At 50.5% G+C, this 15591-nt stretch carries 16 protein-coding genes and 1 tRNA gene; 3 read left to right on the top strand and 14 right to left on the bottom strand.

Annotated elements, in window-relative coordinates:
* Positions 1-6: 6 nt before the first annotated feature.
* On the bottom strand, positions 7-291 hold the full coding sequence (locus K7X24_RS04380) for a type II toxin-antitoxin system RelE/ParE family toxin (protein ID WP_224553200.1): 285 nt from the start codon (positions 289-291) through the stop codon (positions 7-9).
* Positions 281-526 carry a CopG family ribbon-helix-helix protein gene (locus tag K7X24_RS04375; protein ID WP_224553198.1) on the bottom strand — a complete coding sequence of 82 codons (246 nt, stop codon included), beginning with the start codon at positions 524-526 and terminating at the stop codon, positions 281-283. The genes K7X24_RS04380 and K7X24_RS04375 overlap by 11 nt, the downstream gene beginning before the upstream one ends.
* A 452-nt stretch (positions 527-978) precedes the next feature.
* Between K7X24_RS04375 and K7X24_RS04370 the strand changes: the two genes are divergently transcribed.
* Both K7X24_RS04370 and K7X24_RS04365 read left to right on the top strand, forming a co-directional pair.
* Positions 979-1401: a hypothetical protein gene (locus tag K7X24_RS04370; protein ID WP_224553196.1), complete on the top strand. Its 423-nt coding sequence runs from the start codon at positions 979-981 to the stop codon at positions 1399-1401.
* Complete coding sequence (locus tag K7X24_RS04365; RefSeq protein WP_224553194.1) at positions 1386-2159, top strand: hypothetical protein; 774 nt, start codon at positions 1386-1388, stop codon at positions 2157-2159. The genes K7X24_RS04370 and K7X24_RS04365 overlap by 16 nt, the downstream gene beginning before the upstream one ends.
* 507 nt (positions 2160-2666) lie before the next feature.
* On the opposite strand, the gene K7X24_RS04360 is transcribed toward K7X24_RS04365, so the two are convergent.
* The 8 genes from K7X24_RS04360 to K7X24_RS04325 form a co-directional block, all read right to left on the bottom strand.
* The gene (locus K7X24_RS04360) at positions 2667-5273 is read right to left on the bottom strand and encodes a TOPRIM and DUF927 domain-containing protein (protein ID WP_224553192.1); all 2607 of its coding nucleotides are present in this window, start codon (positions 5271-5273) and stop codon (positions 2667-2669) included.
* On the bottom strand, positions 5270-5437 hold the full coding sequence (locus tag K7X24_RS22140; protein ID WP_411961331.1) for a hypothetical protein: 168 nt from the start codon (positions 5435-5437) through the stop codon (positions 5270-5272). The genes K7X24_RS04360 and K7X24_RS22140 overlap by 4 nt, the downstream gene beginning before the upstream one ends.
* Entirely contained in the window at positions 5430-5627 is a 198-nt protein-coding gene (locus tag K7X24_RS04355) for a host cell division inhibitor Icd-like protein (RefSeq protein ID WP_224553356.1), read from the bottom strand. The genes K7X24_RS22140 and K7X24_RS04355 overlap by 8 nt, the downstream gene beginning before the upstream one ends.
* 475 nt (positions 5628-6102) lie before the next feature.
* Positions 6103-6318 (bottom strand): helix-turn-helix transcriptional regulator, encoded by a 216-nt coding sequence (locus K7X24_RS04345; RefSeq protein WP_014915001.1) that lies wholly within the window; start codon positions 6316-6318, stop codon positions 6103-6105.
* Positions 6319-6617: 299 nt separating this feature from the next.
* Complete coding sequence (locus K7X24_RS04340; RefSeq protein WP_224553190.1) at positions 6618-7868, bottom strand: integrase domain-containing protein; 1251 nt, start codon at positions 7866-7868, stop codon at positions 6618-6620.
* A 187-nt stretch (positions 7869-8055) separates the two neighbouring features.
* Positions 8056-8132 (bottom strand) — tRNA-Pro (locus K7X24_RS04335).
* A 78-nt stretch (positions 8133-8210) separates the two neighbouring features.
* Entirely contained in the window at positions 8211-9959 is a 1749-nt protein-coding gene (gene yejM, locus K7X24_RS04330; protein WP_224553187.1) for an LPS biosynthesis-modulating metalloenzyme YejM, read from the bottom strand.
* 14 nt (positions 9960-9973) lie between these two features.
* On the bottom strand, positions 9974-10204 hold the full coding sequence (locus K7X24_RS04325; protein WP_005967239.1) for a YejL family protein: 231 nt from the start codon (positions 10202-10204) through the stop codon (positions 9974-9976).
* 220 nt (positions 10205-10424) lie between these two features.
* Here K7X24_RS04325 and yejK point away from each other — a divergent pair, with 220 nt between their 5' ends.
* Positions 10425-11432 (top strand): nucleoid-associated protein YejK, encoded by a 1008-nt coding sequence (yejK, locus tag K7X24_RS04320; protein ID WP_130622043.1) that lies wholly within the window; start codon positions 10425-10427, stop codon positions 11430-11432.
* Between the two features lie 77 nt (positions 11433-11509).
* Here yejK and K7X24_RS04315 read toward each other — a convergent pair whose 3' ends face one another.
* From K7X24_RS04315 to K7X24_RS04300, 4 genes are all read right to left on the bottom strand, one after another.
* On the bottom strand, positions 11510-12658 hold the full coding sequence (locus K7X24_RS04315; RefSeq protein WP_224553185.1) for a DUF1624 domain-containing protein: 1149 nt from the start codon (positions 12656-12658) through the stop codon (positions 11510-11512).
* A gap of 99 nt (positions 12659-12757) precedes the next feature.
* Positions 12758-13042, bottom strand: a complete 285-nt coding sequence (gene rplY, locus K7X24_RS04310; RefSeq protein ID WP_005967246.1) for a 50S ribosomal protein L25 — start codon at positions 13040-13042, stop codon at positions 12758-12760.
* Positions 13043-13449: 407 nt separating this feature from the next.
* Positions 13450-15228, bottom strand: coding sequence for a DEAD/DEAH box helicase (locus K7X24_RS04305; RefSeq protein WP_130640628.1), 1779 nt, complete (start codon positions 15226-15228; stop codon positions 13450-13452).
* Positions 15229-15230: 2 nt separating this feature from the next.
* Positions 15231-15470, bottom strand: coding sequence for a YecH family metal-binding protein (locus K7X24_RS04300; protein WP_103940654.1), 240 nt, complete (start codon positions 15468-15470; stop codon positions 15231-15233).
* Positions 15471-15591 lie beyond the last annotated feature (121 nt).

The raw sequence follows: 15591 nt of genomic DNA, 5'->3' as shown, positions 1-15591 counted from the left end.
GGTAGTTCACCATTTTGATGGTAAACGTCTATGCGTATGAAAGACGCGTAGAATCTGGAGCATATTATTTTTCACACGGTAGGGGATGATGTAGGGATAGTGCGTTAACACCAGTTCACGCGTTCCAGGTACACGGCCAGGTCTTCCCATTGCTGGCTGTTGCGGTAGTAATTCTGTCAACCTTTGGACTTCATCTACGAATTGGCTGGCGGCTTGTGGATCGTCCTGCGCGATGTAGAGGTACTCGGCTTCCAAATTGGCCGCAGCTTTACGCAGCCATTTAATTTCCATGTCTTACCGTACCTAACTTTTTAAACAGATTGTTCATCTCATCTGATGAGACAAAATCGCCCGCATCGGCTTCTTTAATGGCTTGCTCGATCTCCGCTATCTGCCAGGCTTCCCGCGCAAGATAGTCTTCAATAGCTTGTCCAGCCAGAAAAGAGCGAGTATGTCCCGTAGCTTTAGCCAGCGCATCAAGCTGCGCAGTTGTTTCATCATTTAATCGAACGGACATGACACCCATACTGCCACCTCACTACATTGTGCGTTTTGTATACATTGTAGTGAGGTGAGAAGAGAGAGGCAAGTGGCTACTTAATGGTGTTTGGGATGTTGCTTCCAATTCTGAAGTCGATTATTCGTTATTTAATTTGGCTGTCTGCTAAGAGCTATGAGTTTAGCGGATCGATGAACTGCATTGTAAGAAGTGGTTGCGTTATTGAAACGCAGCTACTGACACTGAGAGGTGTATGAATGGCACGATAAAAAAAGAGGGCTGAAATACCGAGAAGCCTTTGCTACAAGGGCTTCTCGCCGGTTACGTTGGTTGCAATTATCTTACGTCTGATGTAGATTTAATCAACAGGTGTCAAGAGAATCATCCGTTAATTTATAAGCTGCGACGGCATTATCGTAGCCTCTCAACCCCGATGGGGTCGCTGTAATGACATTTGTGTTAACGGCTAAGGTGGAAACATGCTCAACTATCATGACAATACGCGTTCAATGCAAACGATCCGTACCAATACTGCGGTTATCGACAGCTTTCCGATGCGTTTTCACAATAATGAAGATGCTGTCGAAGTGCGCCGTATGTTGTCCCGTAAAACAGCTGACCGCCAGCACTTCATCGTCACGTTCAAAAGTGATGTAGCTCGTGCAGAACAAATTTCTAATAGTACCTCTCTTGTTACTCCGTTGGCAGAAGTGGTTGTTCGCAACAATAAGTTGCGCTTCGTCCTAAAGCCACAAGAGCAGTATCCAGAGATTGCGAACATTAAAGAGTCAGTAGTTCCTAAAATTGAGTCTGCTGTTGTACAATTCATGAATAATAGGTTCAATGAACTCAAGGAAAACGTTCTATCGGAACGCAAAAAAGAACAATGGCACCTTCTTTAATTGATGAACACTATAGCAAGCAGTTGAACATTATGCCGCTCTCTCTGGGCGGCTATTCGATTATAGACAACTTTAATTTCGCAACTGAAGATGGCGATGTCGTCCGCTACGTTGAATTGTGTGCCAATGGTGGTGAGTTCGATAATTTGCTTGTTGTGTACCTTTTACCTTCTTACAACGTAGATTATCAAATCGCAGAAATTGAGCGTGTAATGGATGAAGAAGGTGCAAATGCATTTGAAGCTGCCGAACATATCATCAAAATTCAGATTGTTGATGATACGGACAATTCGTGTATTGTCGGGCGGTTTGCATATAATAATTTCCCGTTCGTAGGCTTGGATGCTAAAGAGTGTCTTGGAAAACAGATCAAAGGTGCTTACCTTGAGCCTCCATATGACTCTGCCAGAATAGGTGTTACAGCCTATCGATTCTTGTTAGAAAAATACCAACATCTTGTTTGCGATAATCTACAGACGATCCTCGGAGCTTCTATGTGGTCTGGTACTATGCGTAAGCACGGGGATGTTATGATTTACGATACAGTGAAAAAATGTTTCATCGAAAAACTTGGTGATCGTGCAAAAGGTGTGTGTACTGGCTTTATTCCTTGGGATATTGGTGGGTTGTCGCCTAACCGAGTGTTTGAGGAATGGGGTGACCGAGAGCTACGTTTTGATAAAGGTTCTTGTACGCATATCGTCAACATCATTTCTCTTCCCCAACCTCCCGCAGCGCCGACTTCGCAAAAACCATAGCATTTCTATACATGCGTACCGACCAAAAAATTGATTTCAAATTGAATGAAATGAGGCGTGGTGCGGGTTGCAGCGTGGTACGCAGTTCGCATAGTAATGCGCACAACTGCGAACCACATTGCGAATTTTATCGTAGCAGCTCCGTTTCATTTTGCGTACTTGCTCGCTGGCAATGTATTAACACTGCATGATTTTTGTGTGCGCAAATTCTTATAGATAAGCAAAAGTGGGTCGGTTCGGTAGGTTCAGTCGGTTCACGTAGTCAACTGATTGATAGATAGGGTAATTATTTTCAGAATTGAACCGACCTAGGGGTAGGTTCACGCGGTGTGAAAGTCGGTTCACCAAGCCAGCCAGAAAAGGGGCGTTTGGTTAGGTCGGTTCAAAATGGCTAAAGTCGGTTCAGGGTCGGTTCACTATTCAAATAAAAATAACGATAAATCAATGTATTAAATTAATGAACCGACTGAACCTACCGAACCGACCTTATTTTACCTTACGCGTGATTTACTCTTCCTCGTCGTCGAGTGTCATGAGCACCACAAAGCGTGGCTGCTTGCCGTCAATACGCAGTGATTTGCGCGTGATGCCTTTGGCGGGTTTGTCCAGCATTCCAGCATCGGCCAACACCTGCGCAAACGCAGCGGCATTGGCACCAGTGGCAATTTCGTTATTGAACACGGCGGGGAAGGTGTGAAACACCAGCGTATCGGCTCCAGGTTTTTTCACCCGATACCCTGCCAAATCCTTGATGGGTAAATCGCGTGGATCAGGATTGGGGTGTGGTAAATAACGGCTGTAGCCGAACTGGTGCAAAAAGGCATCGGCCTGTTCTACCCAGGCTTTGGCTTCACGGTTGCCCATGCCAAATTCATTTACCCAGGCATAGAAGCTATGCTGTAACGCATCGTGACATTCCTGCGCCGTCCAGCCAGTAAAAGAGGCAGAAAGTAATAAAGCGGCTTCCAACACGGCAAAACGTGATGCTACACGCCGCACTTGTTCGCTGGCATCATCGGGCAAGAGTGATAACCAGCGACGTTCTGTTTCGCGGTAGGTTGCCAGCGCGTTTTCTTTCTGGCTGGCAAGGTGAGCGATCCACGCCCGACCAACCGCGCCATAATGGGCGTTACTGGCATCACGGATCGCGTCGGCATGGGCTTTGCCGTCCTGATAGCCATGAAATACCGTCGCTTTGGTGATCGGGACATTCAGCAGGCGCACCAATTGACCAGCATTTACCCGTCCACCGTCAGCGCGGATATAGCTTTCCAGATCGATCTCGCCGGTACTGAACGCCATTGCTCGCCAGCGTTTTAGCTCTCGGTTGCCGCCTTCTCTGGCTCCCTGAATTTTACCCACGCCGTTAAATAGCGCATAGGCGGCATCGGCCACGGCTTTGCGATTGCTGCCTTGCCCGATTTCATCCAGCGGCATAAAGCCGTCATTGTGGGCGGCGGCTTCGTTCACCAGCCCCAATGCGGTGGAATACCACGTCAGTTTAAGTGCGTTAGGATCGCCATAGACAGAAGAGGCGATATTGCCGGTGGTGGTTTTATCCGCAGAGGAACCGCCAAACAGATGGACGCCGAACCCGTCCGCATTTACCAGCCCAATAAGCGGCGCAGCAAAGGAGCAGGCGATCCCCAACATCATGGAGGGATTACCTTGTGCTAGCGCCGCGACGTTTTCACGCCAGCTTTGCGCCGTTCCGCTGGTGGCATAACCTTTGGCGGCACCTGATTTACCGTTGAATAAGACGGGAATGTTTGGCGTGCCGATCACTGAACCGTCCGGCATCAGGTAAGCGCCATGCTGCCAGCCTGTCGCGCTGGCAATTGCCCAGCGGCAACCGGCATGACTGCGACACAAGTGATCGGCCAGTATTGCCCGTAACCCGCCTTTGGCCGTGACTGCCAATCCACCCGCACGTAATCGCGCCCAGCCTTCACGTTCGCCAATATCGCGCATTGGAATGGCTTCGGTGCGGGGCTGGCTTTCACCGCTTGGCGTCCAGCTTAAAACCAGATAACGCTCTGACTCATCCGATCCAATCCCCGACACCGTAATAGGATCAGACAGCCAGCTTTCACGCTCGATAATGTCGCCGCTGTCATGGTCAGTCTTCGGCTCTACCCAATACAGTCCGCCATGACGAATATCTGCGTAAGGTTTTAAGGGGGAACCGGAAGACGACTGCTGTTTTTGTCCAGGAAGATAAAGTGAGGCAGCAAAGGCCGATATGGATACCGCCGCGCCATGCTGCTGGTAGTAATCATTCCAGTCGGCTTTTTCAGTTGTCGGCGGGAGCGCCACCCAACCGTTTACCGCTAGTGCCGCTTTTTCAGCCGCGATTTTTCCGGTGTTACTACCATCAGGTTTGTTGTCATTGTCCGCTGCAAGGACGATTTTGGCGTCCGGCCAGACAGCACGGCAAGACCGCGCAACGTGAATCAGATTCCCGCTATCTAACGCGCTGATAGCGACACCCTGTATCAGTAACGATGCCGTAATCGCCGTGGCGTAACCTTCGGCAATGATTACGGTGTCCGTGTGTTTGGGTAGGGTACTAACGGGAATGAATGCGCCTTTCTTGCGGCTACCGGCAATCAACTTTTTCTCACCATTAGGTTTGATAAGCTGTGCGCCAGTGGTGGTGCCGTCCATGTCTTGCAGTGCCAGCAACAGGGAACCCTCATCCAGCAGTAGTGAGGGGCGTTGCAGCCCCTTATTCCGCAGATATTCAGATTGTCCGGATACCGCTTTCGCCACCAGCGAATTCACCTGTTCGGTAACTAGACGATGATCAGGCTTTTCACTGGCGGGAGTAATGACGGGCAACGTAAGCGCCAGCACTTCGGCGACCTGTTCCGCTGCTTGCCACGCATCACATTTGTTCACTTTCATCACCAGATCCAGTCCGGTTCCTGCGCCGCAGTGAGAACAAAAATAGGTGCCACGACCTTCTTTATCGTCAAAACGGTAGCGGGTATTCCCGCCACAGTTGGGGCATTCGCTTTCCTGCCGATTGGTTGGGATGCCTAATCGCTGCAAAATTCCCTCCCAATGGCCGTTGGCTTTTGTCCGCACGTCTTGAATGAACGTGTTGCTCATGCGGCCTCGTCCTCCTGCGCGCGGTGGAGCGCATCGAGCCGTTCGGCAAGAATGAACATCAGGATCTCTTTTGCCTGCGGTTCCCTTAACTCCACGATGGCATAAGCCAGCGCACGATACTGGTCGATCAGTTCTTCCTGTTCCAGCGGCGTGTTATCAAACATGGCGCACCTCCTGGACGGGAAGGCGGCCAGCAAAGAACAGAATAAAATCGGGCTCAAAATGCTGACGAGCGGATCGCTCATTCTGCGCAATAATGGCTTTACGGTGCGGTTTGTCGTGCGGCGCTGTGCGGTAGACCGCCAGAAAGAGAAAGGTGAAATGAGGGTGAAACGGGGTAGGGGTAGCAACCATAGCGGCGGCTTCTTGTACGGGATTGAAAACCCCACCACTCCGCTGTCAATCGGGGTGGTGAGACGTAACAGGGTTGACAGACCGGCGTACAAGAAACCGGCGAGCCCGAAGGCTCCCCCATTACGCCCCACCATAATTTGGGCATAACTTGGTTTACGGACGTAAAAAAACCGCATGAAACTAAAGCGGTCGTCCGCTTGTACATTCAGGCTGTCAAACCTGGTCGCCGATTTTGCGGCAACGGTGAAACGATAAGCCAGATGCCCCGCCAGCGTCAATACGTTTTGTATTGGGTTTGCTAAGCGTTGCGCATTTTTCAGAGAGAGAAAAATGGACTCGCTATTGTGTATAAAAAAGGCTGTTTCCTGATTTTTGGCGTAACAATGCCCGTTCCAGCCAGTGCCAGATTTTTGGATCATCATATTTTGTGATTCCGATATGCCGCTATCGCGGCAATAAAAATGAAGGTGTCGGCTTATGCGGTTTCGGTTTGCTGGTCACGTTCTGCAATACGTTGCTTCAACCAGTCGCTAACTTCATCCTCGAACCAGCCTACGCGCCGTAAGCCAACCCGAAACCCTTTGGGGAATTCTCCGGCATTGATCATTTCCTGAAAGCTGCTGTCTGAACTAACGCGCAGAATGGCTTTCACTTCTTTCTTTAACAGGATTTTTCTGTCTAACAGGTTCATACGTGTTTATCTCCAATGAAACCGGCGTTGTCCGGTCAGTGCAGATAGTTAAACGGTTCTAGAGGGAGGTGTATGATAATTAAGGTTTAAAATTGGAAGGTAAGTAAATTTTTGGAATAATGATATGAGCTAAATAATTCGAGTTTCAGGGATAGATAAAGTGAAAAAATCCAGAATCACTTACTCAAATAAATGATTCTGGTGATTGAACGCTGTTTTGCAATCAGTTTATGAAAAAATTCATTCTTATTCCGTGTGTTTTTCTGGTTCCGTTTATTGCCCCATATGTAAATACAGTGTCAGCCATTAACTGCGCGCAATCCTCTGGCTCCTTCTGACGCCATCACTTTTCCCGTTGCTGCTTTTTCGACAAATTCACCCCACCAGCACATCAATATTTTGCGCTGTTCCAGATAAGTGGATCGGTTATAGGCGCGGCGTACTTCGTTAGTATCAACGTGGGCGAGGGCGGCTTCGATCACGTCTGGCGGGAAGCCTTCTTCATTGGCGGCAGTGCTGAATATGGCACGTAGGCCGTGGGATACCAGTACGCCTTTGTAACCCATACGGCGCAATGCGGCGTTAGCGGTCTGGCTGTTCATCGGCTGCTTAGGGTCTTTACTGGAAGGAAACAGATATTCACGGTGTCCGCTGATGGGCTTCATGGCGTCCAGAATAGCTAATGCCTGCGGGGGTAGGGGAATAGCGTGATCACGACGCATCTTCATTCGGCCAACGGGGATCGTCCAGGTTTTCTCTGTGAGGTTTATTTCGCTCCAGCGGGTTTCAGCGGCTTCGGCAGGGTGGGTAACGGTGAGTAGCTGCCATTCAATCAATAAGCGGGTCTGTAACTCAATGCTGGCGACCGATAGCGTTTTCATCAAGCCAGGTAATGCCTCTGGCCGAATGGTCGGCATATGGGTTTTCACCGGCGTCTGAAACGCTTTGCGGATCTTGGCGGCGGGGTTAGCAGGAATCAGCCCAGAGTTAACCGCATAATCCATCACCTCGTTAATTCGCTGGCTTACCCGCTTGACGGTTTCCAGTTTGCCGCTGGCCTGTATCGGTTCCAACGCGGTGATGAAGTGACGAGCGGTAAGCTGGGTGATCGGTAAGGTTCCAATGAACGGGAACACGTATTTTTCTAACGAGCGCCAGATATCTTTAATGGTGTTCTCGGCCAGCGGTTGAGACTTTTTCACTTCGTACCAGTCGGCGGAAACTTTGGCGAACGTGTTTAGGTTGATGGCTTGTTCTTGTTCACGCTGCTGTTGCTGGTGGAATTGTGGATCGATGCTTTTTTCTAAGAGAGCTTTGGCTGCTTCCCGCATTTGTCTGGCATCAGCCAAAGAAATTGCCGGATAGCTGCCAAACGTCAACGTAGTGCGCTTTTTAGTCTGTGGGTGGTAATAGCGAAAACGCCATGTCTTTGTGCCGGAAGGTTTGACGAACAATAGCAGCCCGCCACCATCATGTAGCGACAATTCTTTGTCTATTGCTTTAGCAGCTTTGACTTCCGTGTTTGTGAGGGGCTTTGCCTGAATTGCCATGATCGTTACCTTTGGGACTACGGTTTTATGGGACTACGTTGATTTAGTCCCAAATGTAGTCCCAAATTTTCCGGCTGTAAACGGGGTATGCCGATAGATAACAGGCAACAAAAAACCCGCAAACTCAGTGAGAATGCGGGTTCTTGTGGGGTTTCCGGTAGTAAACGATACTAACCGAAGTTGTATTTGGTCGGCACGAGAGGATTTGAACCTCCGACCCCCGACACCCCATGACGGTGCGCTACCAGGCTGCGCTACGTGCCGATGCTATGAGCATTTATACTACCTTTTCCTGACCTTATTGCAATAGCCTGATGGAACGACTGCTTTAGATTTAGGCAGTTAGTTGGCAATAAAGCGCCTTTCGTTCGTTAGTACCTGCAAGAGTAGGGCAAGCTGCGGTTTCTCATCATTCAACCGATTTCCCTTCATGTCGTAAGCTCGGTAGTTGCCGTTGCTTTCCAACACGATGAGCTGATCCGGCGTTGTGATGAGCAGCGTGCTGCCGTTGCCGTTAATCAACCACGGGTAGCGCCGCTGGGCAGAGAACAGGTCTTCGCCCTGCGAATAATCATCCGTGCTGTTTTTAACGTGGAGCAGGCGCTGCATTAGCGTGGTCATGACGTCTTTGTTGTCCGTCATTTTCGTAATGGTTTGTGCAGGTGTGTTCGGCCAGTGAACAATGAGCGGTGTTTGCCACTGGGTACGGGCAAAACGTGTCGCGTTGCTGGTATTGGCATTCTGGTTTTGTGCAGTTGTCACGATGACGACCGTGTTATTCAGAATGTTTTTTTCCTGCAGGGTACTAATGATTTTCCCAATCTGGCGGTCAACGTCCTGAATATTCATGCGACCGTTAGGCTCAGCACCTTTGCCATCTGTGGTTTTTGGTGAGCTGCTCAGTTCAACGTAAGAGAACCAAGGCGCCGGGTTATTATCGCGGTTGAGCCATTCCTGCCATTGCGTAATGATGGCATCGCTGCCTTGCTGCTGTGGCGCAGGTAAGGAGAAATCAGAAAGCAGCGCCTGACGATAAAGCGGGCTGTTGAAGCCGTTTGCTGAAAATAGCCCAAACTGATAGCCCTGCTGGCTCAACGCGGTGATCAGGGCAGAAGGTTTACGCGCACTCAAAATACCGTCCATATAGGTCGTCGAGAGGCCGTAAAACAGGTTAAACAAGGCGGCGTCTGGCTGAGAACCTGAATCGTAATGATCGCTAAAACGCACGTTTTCTGCGGCGAAACGCGAAAGATTCGGCATCCGGTTTTGTATGGCGTCGGGGGGCGTATCGTCAATCATCACCATCAGCAGGTTGTAGCCGCTGCCGCTATCGCGGAAGGAGATGTGACTGAGCGGATACTCCACTGTCATGGCTTCAGGATTGCCTTGTTGCATCAGCCGACGCTGATATTCCTGTGCATCCAGCAGGCCGTGTTTTTCCAGAAAACGACGCGCCGTCATCGGATAAGACAGCGGCAGGTTGGCGCGCTGCATGGTAATCAGGCGATAGAAATTCGCATCGGCCCAGATGTACATCAGATGTGACGCGAAGAACGCCGAGATGAAAACGCCCGCTAACGGTTTGCCAAAATGGCGACGGTTCAGGCTGCGGAGTTTTTGCCAGCACCAAGTGCCGAACAGCATTTCTGCCATGAAAATCAACGGAATGCCGATAAACATCCACTGCCAGTCGCGGGCAATTTCACCCTGTCCCGGATTGACGACGAGTTCCCAAACGGTGCTGTTGAGGTGCAAGTGAAAGCGTGTAAAGACTTCAACATCCACTAGCAGTATCGTCAGCCCAGCCGTTGCCAACGCCGCAGACAGGAACCGTAGCAGGCGCTGCGACATCACAATAAATGTGAGCGGGAAGATAACCAGCAGATAGGCAGCAAAGACGATGAAGCTAAAATGACCAAGCCAGCTAACCAGTGCGTAAAGTCGACCGAACAGGGATGTCGGCCAATCGGCAACAAACAGGTAGCGGCTACCCAGCCCCAAAGTGAGCAAAATGTTGAATAAGGCGAACCAGTGTCCCCAACTGATCATCTGGGAGACTTTTTCGCGGTAGCGCTGACGGTTGGTTACCATACGTTGGTCAAAACTTAGTGAGCTTTATCGGCTTTTTTAATCGAAGCCTGTAGGGCTTCAGCGAAAGAACGCGCCAGAACCTGACGTTGTGCAGGTGCGATGCTGGTGTTAATCAGGTTCGTCACCATGTTACCGAGCACCATCAAAGCAAGATCGGTTGGGGCGTGGTGCTTTTCCAGAACATTGACCATCTCAGAAAGCAGTTGTTCAACGTGTTCGTCACTATAACGGGATGATTGTGGCATAAAATGGCGTATCTCAAGCTGGTAAAGTCGCTTATCTTACCGTATAGGCTTATGCTTTTCTGCACTTTTATCATTAACGTACTTTTATCACTGGCGTGCTTTTATCAATAAGTAGTGTAGACGCTTAGCGCGCGTACAGATGTAAAGGGCCAGCTTTAATGTGTTGCGGGTCGTTCGTATCAGTGTTTGAATACGCGCCTTGCCAAAAGGAGAGTTTATCATGAGTCTGGATATCGCCCAGATTGCCCTGCATCAGCTAATTAAACGTGACGAACAAACGCTGGAAATGGTGTTACGTGATTCCCTATTGCCAACCAATGCGGCAGTAGAAGAGATGATGGCTGAACTGCATCGCGTCTACAGCGCCAAGAGTAAGGCCTATGGGCTGTTTAATGAGCAAAGCGAGCTGGCGGATGCGCTGCGAGCTTGTCGCAAAGGGGATGAGGATTTTCTAAGTTTCTCACGCGCTGCGACCGGACGCTTGCGTGACGAGCTGGCGAAGTACCCGTTTGCTGAAGGCGGTATCGTGTTGTTCTGCCAGTATCGTTATCTGGCGGTCGAGTATTTGCTGATCTCGGTGCTCAATAGCTGCAACAGCATGCGAGTTAATGAACAGCTGGATATCAGCACCACGCACTATCTGGATATCAATCATGCCGATATCGTTGCGCGTATCGATTTGACGGAATGGGAAGTTAATCCAGAATCCACTCGCTATCTGACGTTCCTCAAAGGCCGCGTCGGGCGCAAAGTATCTGACTTCTTCATGGATTTTCTGGCCGCGTCAGAAGGGCTGGACACCAAAGCACAAAACCGTGGCTTGCTGAAAGCGGTCGATGAGTATTGTGATGAGGCACAGTTAGATAAAAACGAGCGCCAGAATTATCGTCAGCAGGTATATAGCTACTGCAATGAGCAATTGCAGTCCGGCGAAGAAATCGAGCTGGCGTCGCTGTCGCAGGAATTGCCACCGCTTGGCGAAAAGACCTTTCAGCAGTTTTCAGCCGATCAGGGCTATGAGCTGGAAGAAAGTTTCCCTGCCGATCGTGGGACGCTGCGCCAACTGACCAAATTTGCTGGCAGCGGCGGCGGCATCAGTCTGAATTTTGATGCGCTATTGCTCGGTGAGCGAATTTTCTGGGATCCGGCGACGGATACGTTGACGATTAAAGGCACGCCGCCGAATCTGCGCGATCAGTTACAGCGTCGGACGAGCAGCGGTAAGTAGTCGGCACCAGAAGACGCTGCCCTTTTTCTTACTTCAGGAAAAGGGCAGTAGCTGATGACGGTTTGAAACGATAGTGATTAGAAGTATTTAAGCCAGCGGATGTCTCTGCGGCGGGCTTTTAAGCGGGCAAACGCGCGAACGGGCGAAAATAACACGACCATCAGTATCACAGTGCACACCCACAATTGCCAGACGGCGGAAAAGCCGAACCATTCTCCCTGATTTTTCCCCCAGATCGCGACAGCGGTTAAATACATCCCTTTTAAAACATACAGATGCAGTAGATAGAAAAACATCGGCGCGGCACCGAAGCTCGCCAGCATCACCAGCCAGCGCTTTTGCTGCTGACGTTCGAATACGGCAAGCAGGCAAAGCCCGATGCTAAGCGTCAGACAGAGGAACAGCAGCGATGGCGGGTATTTCGTGATGTTGAAATAACTCATGAGTGTCTGCGTGATGACATCGCCCTGCTGCCAGGGTTTTTCGCCATACCGATTGAGGCTACGCAGAACGAAGAACAGCGCGAGCGTGATCCCAGCCAGAGTGAGCAGGGCTTTCTGGCGCTGAAGTGGAAATACCTCTTTTCGGTATAGCGCCCCAGCCACGTAGCCAAGTGAAATGACGCCAATCCAAGGCAATACCGGGTATGAAGTACGCATACGGAATGTGTCGCCGATGTCTATCCAACCGCGATCGTGCAAAATTGCCCAGGGAATGGACCAGATGGAGTCTGCGGAAACCTGCAGAGGGTCCAGCAGGTTATGTCCGCCCACGATAACGATGGCCAGTATCAAAACCAGCCCAGAGGGTAACCAGATCAGCGCGCTGAGAGCCAGCATGCTCATGCCGATGGCCCAAATGACCTGTAAATAAATGACCTGTGGCGGGAATTGGAACGTCCACGCGAAGTTGATCAACGTGAGCTCAAGAAGAATGAGAATTAAGCCGCGCTGGAACAGGAAGAGGGCGGTTTGTCGGCGATCTTGCACTTTCTGATGATAAAGCGCGGCAGAAAGTCCGGTTAAAAAGACAAATACGGGAGCACACAAATGCGCCAGCGTACGGTTGATGAATAGCATGGGGTCGGTGCTGGCTACATCAATCGGATCGGCGAGTTGCAGGTGCAGATAAAAGGTTTCCCGTACATGGTCCAGTAACATAAGTACCATAACCAGACCGCGCAGGGCATCGATAGCGATAAGTCGCTGTGAGATATCACGAGACATGTTCACATTCCTTTGTGAATGAATAAATTTTTATAAAAAAAACGCCGCATAAGCGGCGTTCTTCTTTTCCGGCGTCCCGGAAAACAACTTCAGCGCAAACTAAACGCGAACGAAGTCGATGTGAGTCAGTTTTGGCTTGTAAACGTGACGTTGTACAGCCTGAACTTTAACTTGAACTTCTTTGCCATCGATAGACAGGATCAGTGTTTCACCGTAGAAGCCATCTTTCACTTCTTGGTTTTTTACTGAATCGTGATCCAGTTCGATAGATACTGGTGCTTCTGAACCACCGTAAACGATGGCTGGGAATTTACCAGCTGAACGCAGGCGGCGGCTCGCACCCTTACCCTGACCTTGACGTGCTTCTGCTTTGATAGTAATCATTTTCTTCTCTACTTATATAAAGTATTCCTGCTACAGGCGACCCAGCAACAGGTGGGACTATTCAGCTTTTGCGAACAAAAGCGGGCTGAATTCTAGCGGAATATGGCTCTGCGGGCAAATGAATCCCAAAATTACTCGTCATACTTCAAGTTTCATGTGCGTTGGCAGCGCTACTCGGCCCACTTACGTGGACCTCGCCCCGTTGGGGCCGCTGCAAGCAGCGTTCAAACCTGCCTCTGGCAGATTTGTCAGTCACCCGAATCACTTACCTGAGTAAGCTCATCGGGATGAAATGAGAGACATCCTGTCTCTCACCGAAGGCCAGCCGCTGGCTGGTCAAATTCGTTCCCGACGAATTTGTCCCTCACTTGCCGCCTGCCTGAAACTCGAATTATTTAGAGTATGCCTTAGCCGCGGAGCTCGTTGGCGCGGCGGAAGCGCCCCTGATAATCAAAGAGCTTTTCGCGTATTTGCCAGAATTTTCCGTGTTTGCGGGCGACGACAAAATCAGGCGCGCGTAATAAAGGTTGCTGTGCGATGACGTCAGCGGCATTTTGCCAGTTAAACGGGGTTCCCGGTGCGCGTTGGTGAACACGCAAAAATTGTTGCAGGAAGACGTGACGCTGAGCGGTAGTGTGCAGACGAAAACGTTCGCTAACTTCGGCACCTTCCTCATCGTGGTAGGTAATCTTCAGCCATTCTCCTTTCGCATCCTGCCCCTGCTCGAAACTCATGCCGCTACAGCGCAGAACTAGCGCATCTTTCAGTTTCAGCGCCGCTTTCAGCATATCGTCAGGATCGACCAATACTTCGTCACACTGGTGGCAGCGCCGTGCGGCAATATCATTTTCCGCACCGCAGTGTGGACACACTTTAAACCGAAACCGGAAATTACACTGCTTGCGTTGGCCGCTCTCCGCCATTTCCCAACCCTGACAGCGGCGGCCATAGTGTTCGATGATGTCGCCATCTGGGGTGGTTTTTCCCCAGAATAGATTGGCAAAGCCACATTCAGGGCAGAAGACCTGTACCGGTTGGCTACCAGCATGCGGTTTACTGTTACCGACTTCTGGCGTATAGAGATCGTGCGGATTACCAGCGTAATCCAGAATCAGGCAGTCCGTTTTCCCCGGATACAAACGTAAACCGCGCCCGACGATTTGCTGATACAGGCTGACGGATTCTGTTGGGCGAAGGATGGCGATGAGATCGACATGCGGGGCATCAAATCCGGTTGTCAGTACCGCCACGTTGACCAGATATCGTAGCGACTGCTGTTTAAAAGCCTCAATCAGCGCATCACGTTCCGCTGCTGGCGTATCGGCGCTGACCAGCGCAGCCTGACCAGTCGGTAGCAAGGCCGTAATTTCTTTGGCATGTTCGACGGTGGACGCAAAAATCATCACGCCGCGCCGCGTTTGCGCATAATCGATGACCTGGCTGATGATGTGCGGCGTAATACGCTGCTGACGCTTGAGTTCGAGGTTCAGGTCGGCTTCACTGAATAGCCCGTTGCTGCGGGCGACGAGCTTACTGAAATCATATTGCACTACTGGCATGTCTAATCTGTCAGGCGGCACCAGAAAGCCATGCTTGATCATGTAACGCAGCGGCAGCTCATAGATGCAGTCGCGGAACAAACTGCGTTCGTCGCCACGGATCATGCCGTGATAGTGATACTGATATATCCAGCCTTTACCAAGTCGATAGGGCGTCGCCGTTAAGCCGAGCAGCCGCAGCTGTGGGTTAGTTTTTTGCAGGTGCTGGATAATTTGTTGATATTGGCTGTTATCGTCGTCGCTAATACGGTGACATTCATCAATGATCAGAAGGGAGAAGGCATTATCGAACTGGTCGAGATTACGCGCGACGGACTGCACGCTGCCAAAGACCACCTTTCCCTGACTCTCTCGCTGCTGTAACCCCGCCGCGAAGATATCCGCTTCCAAGTTCAAGGCGCAGTATTTGGCATGGTTTTGCGCAACCAGTTCCTTGACGTGTGCAAGCACCAGTACACGACCACGAGCAAGCCGCGCCAGTTCGGCGATCACCAGACTTTTCCCCGCGCCGGTAGGCAAAACGATAACGGCCGGTTGGGTATGATGGCGAAAATAGTCGAGTGTGGCGGAAACTGCCTCACGCTGGTAAGGCCGTAGTGTGAACGAGGCAGACTGTGTGAACGACATAACTAGTGCTGGCAGATTTTACTGGCGCTGGTGGTAAAGCCTGCATCGTGCGGGATGAATTTCCCGCGTTCAGACAGAAATTGCACCAGCATTGAGGCCGTCATATTTTCGGCGGAGCAGGTATGAAAACGCGCTGCGCGGCCGAAGCGATCTTCTATGGTAGTAATCAGCTGTTCAGTGGTAAACGACTCACCGGACGCGAGCATCATTTGCAAAACTTCATGACCGTGGATAGATGACATGCGGTTGCCCTCAAAAGATAGAAAATTGCCCCTATTATGCCTGTTGATAATACCTGGCGCGAGAGATAAGCAAAGGGGACACAGCCTGAAGGCAGGCTAAAAAGAGCAAGTTATGGGCGGT

Origin of the sequence: Pectobacterium versatile (assembly GCF_020166435.1) — a bacterium.
GTDB lineage: Bacteria > Pseudomonadota > Gammaproteobacteria > Enterobacterales > Enterobacteriaceae > Pectobacterium > Pectobacterium versatile.
This window is presented reverse-complemented; position numbering and strand designations above follow the sequence as displayed.